The organism is Bacterioplanes sanyensis, assembly GCF_014652515.1.
Taxonomy (GTDB): Bacteria; Pseudomonadota; Gammaproteobacteria; order Pseudomonadales; family Oceanobacteraceae; genus Bacterioplanes; species Bacterioplanes sanyensis.
Map to the genome: position 1 here is coordinate 74013 of NZ_BMYY01000003.1, position 16253 is coordinate 90265.

12 protein-coding genes and 1 tRNA gene are annotated in these 16253 nt (G+C 55.2%); 5 read left to right on the plus strand and 8 right to left on the minus strand.

The features are described from left to right. Window positions 1–10 precede the first annotated feature (10 nt). Together IE090_RS06200 and IE090_RS06205 are read left to right on the plus strand one after the other, a co-directional pair. Window positions 11–87, plus strand: a tRNA-Asp gene (locus IE090_RS06200). A 77-nt stretch (window positions 88–164) separates the two neighbouring features. Next, window positions 165–2003, plus strand: a complete 1839-nt coding sequence (locus IE090_RS06205) for a SurA N-terminal domain-containing protein (protein ID WP_189387501.1) — start codon at window positions 165–167, stop codon at window positions 2001–2003. A 164-nt stretch (window positions 2004–2167) separates the two neighbouring features. On the opposite strand, the gene IE090_RS06210 is transcribed toward IE090_RS06205, so the two are convergent. After that, window positions 2168–2482: an SCP2 sterol-binding domain-containing protein gene (locus IE090_RS06210; protein ID WP_189387502.1), complete on the minus strand. Its 315-nt coding sequence runs from the start codon at window positions 2480–2482 to the stop codon at window positions 2168–2170. A 248-nt stretch (window positions 2483–2730) separates the two neighbouring features. Between IE090_RS06210 and sohB the strand changes: the two genes are divergently transcribed. Together sohB and IE090_RS06220 are read left to right on the plus strand one after the other, a co-directional pair. Continuing rightward, the gene (sohB, locus tag IE090_RS06215) at window positions 2731–3795 is read left to right on the plus strand and encodes a protease SohB (protein ID WP_189387503.1); all 1065 of its coding nucleotides are present in this window, start codon (window positions 2731–2733) and stop codon (window positions 3793–3795) included. Window positions 3796–3798: 3 nt separating this feature from the next. Further along, on the plus strand, window positions 3799–4788 hold the full coding sequence (locus tag IE090_RS06220; protein WP_189387504.1) for a YhdH/YhfP family quinone oxidoreductase: 990 nt from the start codon (window positions 3799–3801) through the stop codon (window positions 4786–4788). Here the strand turns inward: IE090_RS06220 and IE090_RS06225 are convergent. The 7 genes from IE090_RS06225 to metH all read right to left on the minus strand — a co-directional run bounded on the left by IE090_RS06225 (window position 4785) and on the right by metH (window position 15390). Beyond that, a complete protein-coding gene (locus IE090_RS06225) occupies window positions 4785–5945 on the minus strand; it encodes a cation:proton antiporter domain-containing protein (protein WP_189387505.1) in 1161 nt (386 codons plus the stop codon). The two genes, IE090_RS06220 and IE090_RS06225, sit on opposite strands and share 4 nt — an antisense overlap. 71 nt (window positions 5946–6016) lie before the next feature. Continuing rightward, window positions 6017–7114, minus strand: coding sequence for a DUF3466 family protein (locus IE090_RS06230; RefSeq protein ID WP_189387506.1), 1098 nt, complete (start codon window positions 7112–7114; stop codon window positions 6017–6019). A 176-nt stretch (window positions 7115–7290) separates the two neighbouring features. Next, entirely contained in the window at window positions 7291–7779 is a 489-nt protein-coding gene (locus tag IE090_RS06235; RefSeq protein ID WP_189387507.1) for a DUF934 domain-containing protein, read from the minus strand. Next, window positions 7763–9424, minus strand: coding sequence for a nitrite/sulfite reductase (locus IE090_RS06240; protein ID WP_189387508.1), 1662 nt, complete (start codon window positions 9422–9424; stop codon window positions 7763–7765). The genes IE090_RS06235 and IE090_RS06240 overlap by 17 nt, the downstream gene beginning before the upstream one ends. A 108-nt stretch (window positions 9425–9532) precedes the next feature. Next, window positions 9533–10321: a glycerophosphodiester phosphodiesterase family protein gene (locus tag IE090_RS06245; RefSeq protein ID WP_189387509.1), complete on the minus strand. Its 789-nt coding sequence runs from the start codon at window positions 10319–10321 to the stop codon at window positions 9533–9535. Next, on the minus strand, window positions 10318–11670 hold the full coding sequence (locus tag IE090_RS06250; protein WP_229815528.1) for an MATE family efflux transporter: 1353 nt from the start codon (window positions 11668–11670) through the stop codon (window positions 10318–10320). The genes IE090_RS06245 and IE090_RS06250 overlap by 4 nt, the downstream gene beginning before the upstream one ends. Window positions 11671–11682: 12 nt before the next feature. Beyond that, complete coding sequence (gene metH, locus IE090_RS06255; RefSeq protein WP_189387510.1) at window positions 11683–15390, minus strand: methionine synthase; 3708 nt, start codon at window positions 15388–15390, stop codon at window positions 11683–11685. Window positions 15391–15579: 189 nt separating this feature from the next. Here metH and nfuA point away from each other — a divergent pair, with 189 nt between their 5' ends. Beyond that, window positions 15580–16173 carry a Fe-S biogenesis protein NfuA gene (nfuA, locus tag IE090_RS06260; protein ID WP_189387511.1) on the plus strand — a complete coding sequence of 198 codons (594 nt, stop codon included), beginning with the start codon at window positions 15580–15582 and terminating at the stop codon, window positions 16171–16173. The last annotated feature ends 80 nt before the right edge of the window (window positions 16174–16253 follow it).

Genomic DNA, 16253 nt, shown 5'->3' on the forward strand with positions numbered 1-16253 from the left:
AACTGAATAAGGACCGGTAGTTCAGTTGGTTAGAATACCGGCCTGTCACGCCGGGGGTCGCGGGTTCGAGTCCCGTCCGGTCCGCCAAATTAAAAAGCGCATCCCGGGATGCGCTTTTTTTGTGTTTGCCATAGAAATGGTTGCGCACAGTCAACGGAGGAATCATGTTACAAACCATGCGTGACAATGCTCAGGGCATTGTCGCCAAAGTCATTGTTGGTTTTATTATTATCGTATTCGCACTGTGGGGTGTTGAAAGCATCGTCACCTTAGGTGGGGGCGATGACGCACCTATCACGGTCGGTGATTACGACGTTTCAGAGTTAGAAATAACACGTCAAGTTGAACAGCAGAAGAACAACATGCGCCGCCAGTTTGGCGACCAGTTTGACGACAGCTTGTTTAATGATGAGTTTTTTCGTCGTACCGCGGTAGAGCAGCTAATTGAGCAAAAGCTGGCACTGCAAGCGGCTGAGGATATGGGGTTGGCCATTTCAACGGCGCAACTTGATCAAGTGATTGTCAATACGCCAGCGTTTCAGGTGGATGGCAAGTTTGATCGAGATCGCTTTGTGAGCATCTTGCGCATGAATGGCTGGACGCCCTTGTCTTATCGCGAAGACCTAGCGGCTGATTTGAAAATGAACCAAGCGCGTGCAGCGTTGGTCTTGAGTGGTATAGAAGTACCGTTCAGTGGTCAGCTGGCTCAAGCGTTAGCAGAAGAGCAGCGTGAATATCGCTATGTCGAATATCGCATTGCCGATCTGGAAGGTGACATCGAAGTCAGCGATGCCGATGTCGAGCAGTTCTACCAAGACAATCAAGACCAATTCCAAACCGCTGAAACAGTGACCGTAAATTACGTGCGCTTAAGTTTGAGTGAGTTGGCTGAGCGTCAACAGGTTCTGGACGAAGACATCGAGCAAGCCTATGCCGACTATCAAGCTGATCTGGCAGACAACGAACAGCGTGAAGCCAGCCATATTTTGATTGAGGCCAATGGCGAGCGTTCCGATAGCGAAGCGCGTGAGTTGGCTCAGCAGTTGGCTGAGCGTGCTCGCAACGGTGAGTCGTTCGCGGCCTTAGCGGAAGAGTATTCTGATGATATCGGTTCGCGCAGCAGCGGCGGCTCTTTGGGCTTAGCGGCGCGCGGCACCTTCGTTGAGCCGTTTGAAAACGCACTGTACGCCATGCAAGAAGAAGGCTCCGTGAGTGATCCGGTTGAAACTGAGTTTGGTTATCACGTGATTCGCTTCGATGGTGTTCAAAGGCAGCAGCCGAAGTCACTGGCCGATGTTCGCCCGGAGCTGGAAGATGAAATCCGCAATGGCAAAGCAGAGCTGGCTTACGCTGAGCAATTGCAAGAGTTGTCGAACTTAGCGTTTTCAGCGCGCCAGCTGAGCGATATCAGCGAAGCGATGGCGCTGCCGGTGCAGTCATCCACTGCGTTTAGCCGTCAGCAAGGTGAAGGCGTTGCCTCGGATTCGAGGGTTCGGGCAGCGGCGTTTGCTGATAACGTACTGCTCGATCGTGAGTTGTCGGACGTGATTGAAACGGATGATGGCGCCGTCGTATTGATGGTGGATCAGCACCAGCCGCAGCAAACTCAGCCGTTGGCTGAAGTGCGTGAGAGGGTTGTCGCGCTGCTCAAGCGTGAGCGCGCCGCCGAGCAGGCGCAGCAGCTGGCTCAAAGTGCTGCTGAAGACCCAGCCAGTGTGGATGCATGGCAATCTGTCAGCAATAAGGCCGCTGCCAGCAGCGATGCGCCGCGTGCAGTGCAGCAGCGCGCGTTTGCCTTGGCAGAAGGCAAGGCGGATGCCATCGCAACACCCGGTGGCCACAGTGCCGTGGTGGTGGATCGCATTCAGTCCGTGGCCTGGCAGGAGCAAAGCTTGGAAGACGGCAGTCTGGAAGAGCTGCGCATGCGTCGCTCACGTTTAGATATGTTGAGCTACCAAGGCTATGCCCGTAATACCACTGAAATCCGTGGTAGCGATAGCTAAGGTTGCTTGGCTAAAAAAGCCCGCGTTCATCGCGGGTTTTTTTGTGCGCGCTTGAAAAGGAAAAAACCATCGATGGGTGGTGCGAAGAGGAAAGCGGAGAATTAACAAGAGCAGACAACAGGAGGGGAAGAAAACACCAGGAGCAGGGCCCCTGGTGATCAAGCTTACGCTGGGAACAGTTCGCCCAGTTTGGTCGCCAGCATCATGTCGCCTTCAACACGCAGTTGACCAGACATAAACGCTTGCATGCCGTCGGTTTCGCCAGTTGCGATGCCTTCGAAAGTTTCGGTGTTCATAATCAGGGTAACGTTGGCGTCGTCGTTCTCGCCTTTTTCAACAGCACAAGTGCCGTCTTTAACAACCAAGTGGTAAGTATCACCGTCTTCGATGTTGAACTGGAAAATCAGGTCCAGGCCGGCAGCAGCGTCGGCGTTGAACTTGCTGTTCATGGTTTCAATGATTTCTGCAACAGATGCCATGAGTGGTTCCTTTTTAATACTTGTCAGATCAAGGGTTCGGCTGGCAGGAGTACAGCTGACGTCGGAAAACACTGGGTCAGCATCCCGCGCGCGTCTGCAGCCAGACGGCAACACTCTAGGTGCAGCCCTGTTGGGTGTCAATCAAAATTCATACGTTTGTTTGAATGCCTTGTCCGTCGTTGACGGGTGTGCGCGGCAGCGGCTTCAGTTATGCTTGCGCTTTAACTCAAGATGGAAGGAAATCACGGGTGGAATTCTTAGCGGACTACGGTTTGTTTGTCCTCAAAGCAGTAACCATTGTCATCGCCATTCTGGTGGTCATCGGCGGCATTGCCTCTTTGAGCATGCGTAACCGCAGCGACAGCGATGGCGAGCTCAACATTAAAAAGTTGAATGACGAGCTCGACGATCATCAGCAACAGCTGCGGGCAGCGGTGTGCGACAAAGAAGTACAAAAGCAGTTACAAAAACAAGAAAAGAAAGAGCAAAAAGCCAAGCGCAAGGCTGAGAAAAAACGCGCCAAAGATGGCATGGAACCACTGCCGGAAGCGCGCAAGCGTGTGTACGTGCTTGACTTTGATGGTGATATTCGCGCCAGTGACGTTGATCTTCTGCGCGAAGAAATATCCGCCGTGCTGACCTTTGCCCGCAAAGAAGATGAGATCGTCGTACGACTGGAAAGCGGCGGTGGCATGGTGCACAGCTATGGCCTGGCGGCGTCACAGCTCAAACGCATTCGTGACAGTGGTATTCATCTGACGGTATGCGTCGACAGAGTTGCCGCCAGCGGTGGCTACATGATGGCTTGCTTGGCAGATAAAGTCGTCGCTGCGCCCTTTGCCATCATCGGCTCCATCGGTGTGGTGGCTCAACTGCCAAACTTTCATCGCCTGCTTAAGAAAAACGACGTTGATTTTGAAATGTTCACCGCCGGTGAATACAAGCGCACGGTGACCATGTTTGGGCACAATACGATCAAAGCCAAAGAGAAATTCCAACACGATTTGGAGGATACTCATCAGCTGTTCAAGCAGCATGTGCAGCAGTACCGTCCGCGGGTGGATCTAGAAGCCGTGGCCACCGGCGATATCTGGTATGGCCAGCAAGCGCTGGAATATCGTTTGGTCGATGACGTGGGCACCAGTGACGATTACCTGATCCATGCGTGCGACCATGCGGATGTATTTACGGTGCGCTACGAGCAGCGTAAATCATTGCAAGAAAAGCTGGGGATGGCAGTGCAAGCAGGCGTTGAAAAAGCCGGTGTGCGCTTGCTGACCATGGCCAACCGTCAATTGCATTCAAAGGGGTAACTTATGTTTTCGGCATTTCGGGTAGAACAGACGGACACAGGCTTTCAAGGTCAATGGCAGTCGGTGGAACGCACTGCCTTGCCCGAAGGAGACGTCGAAATAGAGGTGCAATACTCATCGGTGAATTATAAAGACGCGCTGTCATACAGCGGCAATCGCGGCGTTACCCGTGATTACCCGCATACGCCGGGCATTGATGCCGCTGGGCGTGTGGTCAACAGTGAGGTTGATGAGTTCAGCGCCGGCGATGAGGTCGTGGTGTTTGGCTATGACCTGGGCATGAACACCGATGGCGGTTTTGCCCAACGCATTCGAGTGCCAGCCAGCTGGGTGCTGCGTTTACCGCCAGGCTTGAGCTGTGCTGATGCCATGGCCTGGGGCACCGCTGGGTTTACCGCTGCCTTGAGTGTCATGAAACTGGAGCGTAATGGCATTGCACCGAGCAATGGCCCAGTGGTGGTCACCGGTGCAACCGGCGGTGTCGGCTCAGTGGCCGTGGCCTTGTTGGCGCGTTTGGGGTATTCGGTGGCAGCGGTTTCAGGCAAGGCAGAGCAAAGCGATTTCTTGAGCCGGTTAGGTGCCACCAGCGTGGTTAGCCGCGATGATATTTTAGCGGTCAAAGGCAAAGCCATGGCTCGCACTCAGTATCAGGCGGCGGTCGACACCGTTGGCGGTGATTTAGTGGCCGCCTTGGTGCCGCAAATTCACCCAGAAGGTGCGGTGACCACCTGCGGTATGATTGCTGGCACCCACTTTGATGTCAGCGTGTTCCCGTTTATTTTGCGCGGCGTCAGTGTGCTGGGCGTTGACTCCGTGGAAATTCCACGCGCTCTTAAACAAGCGGTGCTGGATAAAGCCGCCTCCGATTGGTCATTGCCTCTGTTGAATGAGCTGGTCACAGACATTGGCCGCAGTGAGCTTTCTAAGGTGCTCGATGCGCTGTTGCAAGGGCAGGGCGTTGGTCGCTACCGTTTGGACTTGAGCCGCGATTAATCGCGGCGCAAATGGTCTTTAACGGCAATCGGGTTGGGGTAGTTAAACACCACGATGTAGCTGGAAATGGCAAAAGTGATGATGGCGGTGGCCTGAATGGTGAGCGATGCGGGCTGGCTTAACAGGCCGCTTTCACTGGCAACAAAGGCGATCAGCAATGAAAACTCGCTGATTTGCCCCAGGCGAAAGCCCACATCCCAAGCCAACCTAGGGTGCTCGCTGAACCCCGCAAGCAGGTATCTTAAGGTTATGGGTTTTACCACCAAAGCGGCGGCTGCCAGCAAGCTGGCTGGCAATAAAACATCCGACAGCAAGCCCAGATCTAAGCCGGCACCCAAGGCAAAAAAGAACATCACTAAGAAAAAGTCTCGCAGTGGCTTTAAGCTCAGAGCAATGAATTGCGCTACTGGGCTGGTGGCCAAGGCCACGCCGGCGACGAACGCACCGATTTCATAGGTTAGCCCCAGCTTGGCAGCTGCTTCGGCAATGGCTAAGCACCAGCCAATCGCAAGAATAAATAGATACTCTTGAAAGCGATCAAAGCGCTGTATCAGTGGCAGCAACAGCCAGCGCACGGCTGCGTAACAGCTGCCCGCCAGCAGGGGCATTGCCAGTAAGGGTTGCCACAGTGGAATGTCCTGATCGCCTGCCATAAAGCCCAATACGATCAGCGTAACGATGGCGAGAATGTCCTGAATCAACAGCAGGCCGATCATCAGCTCACCCATGTGCTTGTGATGCAGCACGGTGGTGGGCAGTAATTTGAGCGCAATGATGGTGGACGAGAACACCATGGCAAGGCCAATGATGATGCTGTCGAGTAAGCCAAATCCAAAGGCCCAGGCTATGACAAAGCCGCTGGCAGCAAAGACCAGTGAGCTGAGCAGGGCGACGGAAGTGGCTTGGCGCAGCACAGCCAGCAACGCCTTGGGTTGCATGTCTAACCCGAGCAAAAACAGTAAGAAGATAATACCGATATGGGACATGTGCGACAGTGCTTCTGGATGCTCGATCCAGCCCATGCCAAAGGGGCCAGCCAGTACGCCTAAGCCAATGTAGGCAATGATGAGTGGCTGGCGCGTGTAGAGTGCAACCGTGGCAAATACGGCTGCACCGGCAAATACGATGAAAAAGGCAAAAATAATATCTTCAGGCATGCAGCAAGAGTACGGGAGCGATGCGACATGCGCCAGTGCAAAACGGGGTGACCGCGTAGGCGGCCATCTGGTTAGTCCGCCATAGGGGTCAGCAGATAAGCGCGTTGACGCCCTTGGCGATCAAGGTAGCTACCGACAATCTGACCTTGCAGGTTAATGCCGGTGGCTTGGGTTAGCTGGCCATCGACGTGTGTGAGGCGGTTTAGGTCCAGCAGCTGTCCATCAAGGTAGAGAATCGCACTGACGGCGTTGCTGTCGGCTGAAAAGCCAACGGCCATACCGGCCAAGTTAATGTCGAGAAACTCAGACGAGCTTCCCAGCTGCTGGCTTAAAGTGCCAATAATATGCTTATCCAGTTGGCCATCTAAGCCGGGTAGCCACAGCGTGGCTTGTTGGGGCGAGAATGGGCGGTCGGTGCTGGAGCCAGCAATTACGCCAAAGTCGTTTATTTCCTGCGCTTCACTCCACAAGGTTTCGTCGGCTTCAAGCATGCTAAAGCCAAATAGGGTTTGCACAAAACCGCGATTGGGCTTGCCGGACCAGCGCTCGTATTCAAAACCGGCGATGTCGCCAAGGTTATTGGTGGCGCTGGCGCGGCGGTAAAAACTTTCGTGCTCGGCAATGGGCCAAACTTCGCCATCACGCCATATGACGGCGGTGTCTTGTCCGCTGTTGGCATCCGCCCAGCCGACAATGTCGCCCAGTTCATTGATGTTGGTGGCCATCGCGTTGCTACCGGCTTCGTCGCTTAACAAGGGCAGTGGCGTGGCGTCGGTTTCGCTAAATAGCCAGGGCAAGTACTGCCAGCCTTGCTGATATACGACTCGGCTGTAACCAATGATGTGGCCTTGATTGTTGATCTTGCTCGCTTGTGTGTGCTGAGAATCATCACGGCCTTGGCCAAGGCTATGCATTTCACCGTCGCGAATCACGAAGGCATGATGGCAGTTAATGGGCCCGCTGGCGGTAAAACAGGCTTTGTCGTTGTCGACATCAGACCAGCCGACAATATCGCCGACATCGTTGATGTCCAGCGCGCTAGCTTCAGGCCCGCCCAGTGTGCCTAAATCGGTAAAGCTGTAGCGCGGCAAATTCGACGGGTTGGCACTGGCCAGCGAGCTGATGGCGCTGATCAGCAAAGCGGTGGGCACAGCAGTAAAGCGTTTCATAAGAGCTCCAATGAACAGAGAATTGAGTTAGCCCTGTGAAGGCTGCTGTGAACCACCTTATCAATAAGAGTCTAAGTTAAAATGATTATTATCAATTTATGCTGAATTGAAGTGCGATGCTGAGCTATCAAGAGGCAATAAAAAAGCCACCTAAACGGTGGCTTTTTTGATTGGGGCTAGCGGCGCCGGAAAAGCGGCCTGGGGTCGCTGACATCGCTTTGGTAGGTCACGCTGAAGGTGGCGAAGGCATCTAGGGCATCTTGTATGTCCTGGTCTTCACGCAGGGCAAAGCGATTGAAGCCGCAGCGCTTCATGTAAAACAGCTGGTCAATCAATACGTCGCCGCTGGCCTGTAACTCGCCTTGGTAGCCATACGTCTGGCGCAACAGTCGTGCTGTGGTGTAGCCACGGCCATCGGTGAACTTGGGAAAGTCGATGCTGATCAGCGCCAGCAAGTGTGCGTCTTCACCCAGTTGATCCGCGGTTTGATCGCTGCGCAAATGCACACCGAGCTTGTGCTCCAGCGCCTGGCCTTTGAGCTCTGTTTGTTGGGCTTGCCAGCGCTCCAAGCTGATGATGGCAAACTCATCGATGGCTTGCTCGTCGTCCACCCAGTGCCATGGGTCTTGCTCGATGTGCTGCTCAGTATTAATCAGGTTTGCCATAAACAGCCTCCTTAAACACGGTGTGACCAGCGCGACGGTAAGTTTCTAAAAACGACTCGCCATCGATGCGATTGGCAACGTAGCAGTCTAGAATCTTGGCGATCACGTCTGGCATGGCATCGCGGGCAAAGGACGGGCCGAGAATTTTGCCCAGAGAAGCGTCGTTACCACTGCTGCCACCGAGGGAGATTTGGTAAAACTCTTCGCCTTTTTTATCGACCCCCAGCACGCCAATGTTGCCGACGTGATGGTGGCCACAGGCGTTCATGCAGCCAGAAATGTTGAGGTCGATTTCACCCAGGTCGTGCAAATAATCCAGGTCGTCAAAACGCACTTGAATGGCTTCGGCCACGGGAATGGACTTGGCGTTGGCCAAGGCGCAGAAATCGCCACCTGGGCAGCAAATCATGTCCGTCAAAAGACCCAAGGTCGGAGTGGCCAAACCGTTGGCTTTGGCTTGCTGCCACAACTCATACAGACGTTGCTGCTCGACATCGGCCAACACTAGGTTTTGTTGGTGAGTCGAGCGAATTTCGCCCAGGCTGAATTCTTCTGCCAAATCAGCGATGGCGTCCATTTGCTCGGCGGTCACATCGCCAGGCGCATTGCCTTTTTGCTTCAGGCTCAGATTGACAATGGCGTAGCCCGGTTGCTTGTGCTCGCGCACATTGCGCTGTACCCAGCGGGCAAAGGCGGCATCGTCGGCCAGTGCCTGCTGATAGCTGGCAGGGTTGGCTTCCAGAGTTCGGTAAGCGGGTGCGGTAAAGTGGGCTTTGACGCGATCCAGCTCAGCGGTCGTTAACTTGTCTTCGCCATCTTTTATCCGCTGCCATTCTTCTTCGACCAGCTCTGCCATGCGCTCAGGCCCCAGCGCTTTGACCAGAATCTTAATGCGCGCCTTGTACTTGTTGTCGCGGCGGCCGAACTGGTTGTAGATGCGAATGATGGCCTGCAAATAGGTCAGCAGGTCTTCTTCTGCCAAGAAGCTGCGAATCTCGGTACCAATGATCGGCGTACGGCCCAAGCCGCCACCCACCATAACGCGATAGCCAATGTCACCTTGCTCATTGCGTACAATCTGAATGCCAATGTCATGCACTTGCACCGCAGCACGGTCGGCGTCTGGTACGGCGTTGACGGCAATTTTAAATTTGCGCGGCAGGTAGGCGAACTCTGGGTGAAAGGTCGACCACTGGCGAATGATTTCGCAGTAAGGGCGTGGGTCGACGACTTCATCGGCGGTCACGCCTGCAAATTCATCTGTGGTGGTGTTGCGAATGCAATTGCCGCTGGTTTGCACGGCGTGCATTTGCACGGCTGCCAAACGCTCTAAGATGTCCGGGCATTGCTCCAGCGCTGGCCAGTTAAACTGTACGTTTTGGCGGGTGCTGAAGTGGGCATAGCCTTTATCATAATCGCGGGCAATGCTGGCCAAGGTGCGCATTTGCTGAGCGTTAAATAAGCCATAAGGGATGGCGACACGCAGCATGGGGGCATAGCGCTGCACGTAAATGCCATTTTGCAGGCGCAGCGGTAAGAACTCTTCTTCCGGGATTTTTCCATCCAGGTAACGGGCCATTTGGCCGCGGAACTGGGCGACCCGCTCATTCAGCAATTGCTGATCGTACTGATCGTAAACGTACATAGCTATCCGGTTGGCGAATTAGTGTGATTTTATCGGCGCACCATAGCAAAGCTTGGTTATGCATAAAATGACTATTTATCTATATGAAAATAACCAGTGAGCATAAAGCTAGCGCGATTGTGCGGCCTGCCATTGTAACCAATGCCGTCTGAGTCGCTCAGGGTAATCGCTGAACACGGCGCTGACGCCTGCCTGCCATAACTGGCTGGCTTGGTCGGTGTGGTTGACGGTAAAAGCGGCGGTGGCGATGCCTGCTTGGTGTATTTCGGCTAGGCGCTGCAAATCGACGGCATCGGCATCAAAGTGCAAGCTGGTGGCCTGAGCCTGGCTGAGGCGCTGGGCCCAATCTGAGGGAATGGCATCCACATTGAGGGCTCGGGGCAGTTGTGGCAATGACTCATGGGCGAGTGCCAGCGCCAGTTCGCTAAAGCTGCTTAATAGCAACACGGGGGGCGCTTCGACGGCGGCAAGAGTCGCGGCGACGGCGTGCACGGTCGCGGCCTCCAAGCCAGCGGCTGGTTTGAGCTCTAGGTTTAACGCCAGTGGCAGTGCTTGCGCCAGTTGCAGCAGTTCATGCAAGGTCAGTATCGGCGTGCCGCCAAACTGCGGGTTAAACCAGCTGCCGCTATCGAGCTGCTGTAACTGCAGCAAGTCATGCTGGACCACCAGGCCTTGGCCGTTGCTGCAGCGGCTTAAATCGTCATCGTGATGAATCACGGCAATGCCGTCTGCGCTTATAGTGACGTCGACCTCGGCCCAAGTCGCCCCTTGGGTGTGTGCCAGGCGAATGGCCGGAGCCGTGTTTTCAGGCGCCTCGCCACTGGCACCGCGATGGGCGATCACGCCCTGCATGCTGTGGTAGAGCGGCCAGCTGTTGATGGCGGCAGTAGGACTCATAGGCGTATTCTGGCCCAGTGTTGTGACCGCCAGATGACGGTGTAAATGGCTGACAGAGCGATGCGTTGCAAACCTTGCAGCAGCCAAATGCCGAGCAGGCCTAGCCCTGCGACGGGGCCGAGCAAATAGGCCAGTGGTAGCAGCACCAGCCATTGCATCACTAAATTGATTTTTAGCACTTGGCGGCTGGCGCCGGCGCCCAGCAAGGCTTGGGTCAATACCATGGCCACCACCTCTAGGCCAATGGCCAGCCCGGAAATGCGCAATGGCCAGGTCCCCAGTTCGATCAGGTGCTCATCTGGGGTAAATAGTCGCAGAATCCATTCCGGAAACAACCACAGCGGCAAACCAACCAAAGCCATCACCAGCATGGCCAAGCGCACTACCTCCCAACCCCAACGGTAAGCATCTTGCTGCTGCTCTCGCCCAAGGGCTTGGCCGACCAGGCTGGTAGAGGCTATGCCCAGTCCAACCGCGGGCAGAATTAGTACCAACGCCAGGCTAATCAAAATATGTCCAATGGCTTGTTGCTGGGTACCGATTTGGCCAATGATCCAGAACATCACACTGGTGCCGAGGGCAAACAAGGTTTGCTGGGTGGAGTTGGGCAACGCCAGGCGCGCCAGGGTTAATAGCTCATGGCGGCTAGGCCAGCGCCAGTCGGGTAGGCGCGCACTGTGGCGGCGAAAAGTCAGCCAGGCGTACATCAGGCTGCCCAGTGCCAGCGATGCTGCGGTGCCGATGCCGGAGCCAACGGCGCCCATTCCCGCCCAGTGGCCAATGCCAAAAATCAGCACATAGCTGATGCCGATGTTGGCTAGGTGCATCAGCAGCAATACCTTAAGGTACATGCGCGACTCACCAATGCCGCTCCAAAAGCCACGAAAGACGAAGTTAATGGCGACAAAGGTCACTGCCAAGGTGCGCCAGTCGAAGTAGGGGATAGCCACTTCAACGACGTTGGGCGTGGCGTTAAACCAGGGGATCAACCAGGGGCTGATGGTGAGAAAGAACGCCGTCAGTGGCACGCCCATCAATACCGCCAGTAGCAAGCCGGCAATAAAGGTATGTCCCATGCGGGCCGAATCGCCGGCGCCAAAGCGTCTGGCCACCAGAGCTTGCACACCTGAGGCCAGTCCCATCACGGTGGATACCACGATAAAACTGGCGTAACTGCCGATGCCGACGGCGGCCAGGGCCTGCTCGCCCAAGCGACCGACCATGGCGGCATCAATCAGGTTGATCAGGCTTTGCGACAGCATGCCGCCAATAATGGGCACGCCAATGGCCAGAATGCGTTGCAATCTGGCTTCATCAATGGCGGTCAGGCGAGCAATCAGAGGTAGCAAGTGATCCTCGCGTTAGGGTTCATAGCTCAGGTTAGGGGCCAGCCAGCGCTCCAGCTCTTGTTGGCTCATGCCTTTGCGTTGGGCTAAATCCGCGACCTGGTCACGATCAATTTTGCCAACGCCAAAGTACTTCGATTGCGGATGAGCAAAGTACCAGCCACTCACCGACGCTGCCGGTGTCATGGCAAAGCTCTCGGTCAGTGAAACGCCGGTATGGCGCTCTGCATCGAGTAGGCGGAATAAAGTGGCCTTTTCGGTGTGGTCCGGGCAGGCCGGGTAGCCAGGTGCCGGACGAATGCCTTGATAGGCTTCCTTGATCAGCTGCTGGTTATCGAGCTGCTCGCTTGATGCATAGCCCCACAACTCTTTGCGCACCTTTTCATGCATGCGCTCAGCAAAGGCTTCGGCCAAGCGATCGGCCAGCGCTTTGACCAGGATGCTGTTGTAGTCATCGTGCTGTTGGTCGTAGTGGTCGGCCAAGCGCTCGGCTTCGATGCCGGCGGTGACAACAAATCCACCCATGTAGTCTTGGGCTTGGTCTTCACTGGCAACAAAGTCGGCCAGCGAGTAATTGGGCTGCTCGCCTGGCTTGCTGGTCTGCTGGCGCATGTGATGCAGCACCGCCAGTTCGCTATCGCGTTGTTGGTCGAAGATGACGATGTCATCAGCACCGCGGCGCTGAGCGGGCCATAGGCCGACCACGGCTTTGGCGGTAAACAGTTTTTCGTCAACGATGCGCTTGAGCATGGCGGTGGCGTCGCGATACAAGTTGGTTGCCGCTTCGCCGACGACTTCATCTTCGAGAATGTTGGGGAATTTGCCCGCCAGTTCCCAAGAGATAAAGAAAGGCGTCCAGTCGATGTAATCGACCAGCTCGGCGACATCGAAATCTTCAAATACATGCAAGCCCGGCTGTTTAGGGGCTACCGGAGGATGTGCGTCGAAGTCCGGTTGAAACGCGTTATCGCAAGCCTTCTGATAGCTCAGCAACGCCTTGGATTTACGATTGGCATTGCGTTCACGTACTTTGGCATATTCATCGCGTAACTCATTGATGAACATGGGTTTATCTTGCTTGGATACCAGCTTTTGGGCGACGCCAACGGCGCGCGAAGCATCGGTCACGTAAACGGCCATGTCGTTGCTGTATTGCGGCTCAATTTTCACCGCTGTGTGCGCTTTAGAGGTGGTGGCGCCGCCAATCAATAGTGGGACGTGGAAGTCGAGGCGCTGCATTTCGCGAGCGACGTGCACCATTTCATCCAAGGAGGGGGTGATCAAGCCCGACAGGCCAATGATGTCGACGTTTTCTTCGCGCGCGACTTTCAGAATCTTCTCCGCCGGTACCATCACGCCCAGGTCGATGACCTCAAAGTTATTACACTGCAGCACCACGCCAACGATGTTCTTGCCGATGTCGTGCACGTCGCCTTTGACCGTGGCCATCAGGATTTTGCCCTGCGTCTCAGCTTTGCCGCTTTTTTCCGCTTCGATAAAGGGCAGCAAGTAAGCCACAGCTTGCTTCATCACGCGGGCGCTTTTGACCACTTGTGGTAGGAACATTTTACCGGAGCCGAATAAGTCACCGACCACGTTCATGCCGTCCATCAATGGGCCTTCAATGACCTCAATGGGGCGGTCAAACAGCTGGCGGGCTTCTTCGGTGTCTTGCTCGACAAAGCTGTTTACACCTTTTACCAACGCGTGGGTTAGGCGCTCGCGCACCGGCAAAGAGCGCCACTCTTCGTTTTCTTTTTCCTGCACGCTGCCGTCGCCGCGGTATTTCTCAGCGATTTCCAATAGCCGATCGGTGGCGTCGTCACGACGGTTAAGAATCACGTCTTCGACGCACTCTTTCAGCTCGGCGGGCAGATCGTCGTACACCGCCAGCTGGCCGGCGTTGACGATGCCCATGCTCAGGCCGTTGCGAATGGCATGGTAGAGAAACACCGAGTGAATGGCTTCACGCACCGGGTCATTGCCACGAAAAGAGAAGGAAACGTTACTGACGCCGCCGGAGATTTTGGCGTGGGGCAGTTGCTCCGTAATGAAGCGACAGCTGTTAATGAAATCGACGGCGTAATTGTTGTGCTCATCGATGCCGGTGGCGACGGCGAAGATGTTGGGGTCGAAAATGATGTCTTGGGGCGGAAAGCCGACCTTGTCGACCAGTACTCGATAAGAGCGCTCGCAGATTTCGTTTTTACGTGCCTCAGTATCCGCCTGGCCTTGCTCATCAAACGCCATGACCACCACGGCAGCGCCATAGCGCAGGCAGCGCTTGGCTTTGTCGATAAAGTCGGCTTCGCCTTCTTTTAGGCTGATGGAGTTGACGATGGCCTTGCCTTGAATGCACTTCAGGCCCGCTTCGATAATCTCCCACTTAGAGGAGTCAATCATGATGGGCACACGAGCGATGTCTGGCTCAGCGGCGATCAGGTTGAGGTAGCGCACCATCGCCGCCTGCGAGTCGAGCATGCCCTCATCCATATTGATGTCGATGATTTGGGCGCCGTTCTCCACTTGCTGGCGGGCTACCTCTAGTGCTTCGTCAAAGCTTTCTTCTTTGATTAAGCGCTTAAAGCGTGCAGAGCCGGTGACGTTGGTGCGCTCGCCGACATTGACGAACAAGCTGTCGCTGTCAAAGTTGAACGGCTCTAAGCCCGCCAAGCGGCACGCGACGGATGGCTCGGGCAATGGGCGAGGCGCGTGCTGACTGACGGCATCGGCCAAGGCGCGAATGTGCTCAGGCGTGGTGCCACAGCAGCCGCCAAGAATGTTTAGGAAGCCGCTGGCGGCAAACTCTTCGACGATGGCGGCCATTTCTTCCGGCGTTTGATCGTACTCGCCAAATTCATTGGGCAAGCCGGCATTCGGGTGCGCTGAAATGTAAGTGCTGGCCTTGGCAGACAACTCTTCTACGTGAGGACGCAGCTCTTCGGCACCGAGTGCACAGTTTAAGCCGATCGACAGTGGCTTGGCGTGAGCGACGGAGTTCCAGAATGCTTCGGCGGTTTGACCAGACAGCGTGCGCCCAGATGCATCGGTGATGGTGCCGGAAATCATAATCGGCAGTGCTTCACCGCGCTGCTCGAACACTTGCTGGGCAGCATAAATGGCAGCTTTGGCGTTGAGGGTATCGAATACGGTTTCGATCAGAATCAAATCGGCACCGCCATCCATTAACGCCGCCGTGGCTTCAGTGTATTCGTCCACCAGCTGATCAAAGGTAATGGCACGAAAACCTGGGTCGTTCACATCCGGCGAAATGGAGGCGGTTTTGCTGGTCGGGCCTAAAACACCGGCGACAAAGCGCGGGGTGCCGGTTTCGTGGGCGACTTCGTCGGCCACTTGGCGGGCCAATGCGGCTGCTTGTCGGTTGAGCTCCGGCACCAAATCTTGCAGTTGATAGTCGGCCTGGGAGACGCGCGTCGAGTTAAAGGTATTGGTTTCAATGATGTCAGCGCCAGCTTCTAAATATTGGCGATGCATTTGCGCGATCAGCTCGGGCTGACTCAGCACCAGCAGGTCATTATTGCCTTTAACCTCTTGGGTTAACTCAGCAAAGCGTTCACCGCGGTAGTCTTTTTCTTCCAACTGGTGGGTCTGAATCAAAGTACCCATGCCACCGTCGAGGATGACGATGCGTTGTTGCAGGGTTTGGTGCAGGTGGTCAATGCGTTGACGACGGTTTGACGGCAAGGGGGTGCTCTGATTCATGTTACTTCGCATTCCGGTAAATGATCGGCCGAGGCCAGAAAACAGCGGCCGGCGATTGTAGCAGAAGGCGAGACGCTCTGTCCTAACGCCCTGACTCTGGCGCCCAGCTTACCCTAGTAAAACACTAGGGTATTCAAGAGCGAGGGCGGATGCGGTATAGTGGCGCCAGTTTTAAATACAGGTGACACCATGACCCAGTACGTAAACATCACGCCCGATGCCGAAGACTACCTCGCTGACTTGCTGTCCAAGCAAAATGTCGAGGGCATGGCGGTGCGTATCTTTATCACTCAACCGGGCACCAAATACGCTGAAACTTGTCTCGCCTATTGTCGTCCGGATGAAGTTAACGATAAGGATGAAATCCAGCAAATGGAGAAAATCCGCGTTTACGTCGAGGCAATGAGCATCCCCTACCTAGATGAAGCCTTGATCGACTTTGCCAAAGACCGCATGGGCGGGCAGCTCACTATTAAAGCGCCGAATGCCAAAATGCCGCGCGTTACCGCCGACAGCCCGGTGGAAGATCGCATCAGCTACTTGCTCTACACAGAAATCAACCCAGGTTTGGCGGCTCACGGTGGTGAGGTGAGCTTGGTCGAGCTTACCGAAGACGGCATCGCGGTGTTGAAGTTCGGTGGCGGCTGTCAGGGCTGCAGTGCGGTGGATATGACTCTAAAAGACGGCGTAGAGGCGAGCTTGGTCGCTAAAATTCCTGAGGTGAATGGTGTACGAGATGTGACGGATCACACTGTGACGGAAAACGCTTACTTCAAAGCGTAACACCGGCCTTGCAGGCGCCTATGTAGCTTTACAGACGCCTGCTCCGTTATCAAAAAAACGGCAACCTTAGTGTTGCCGTT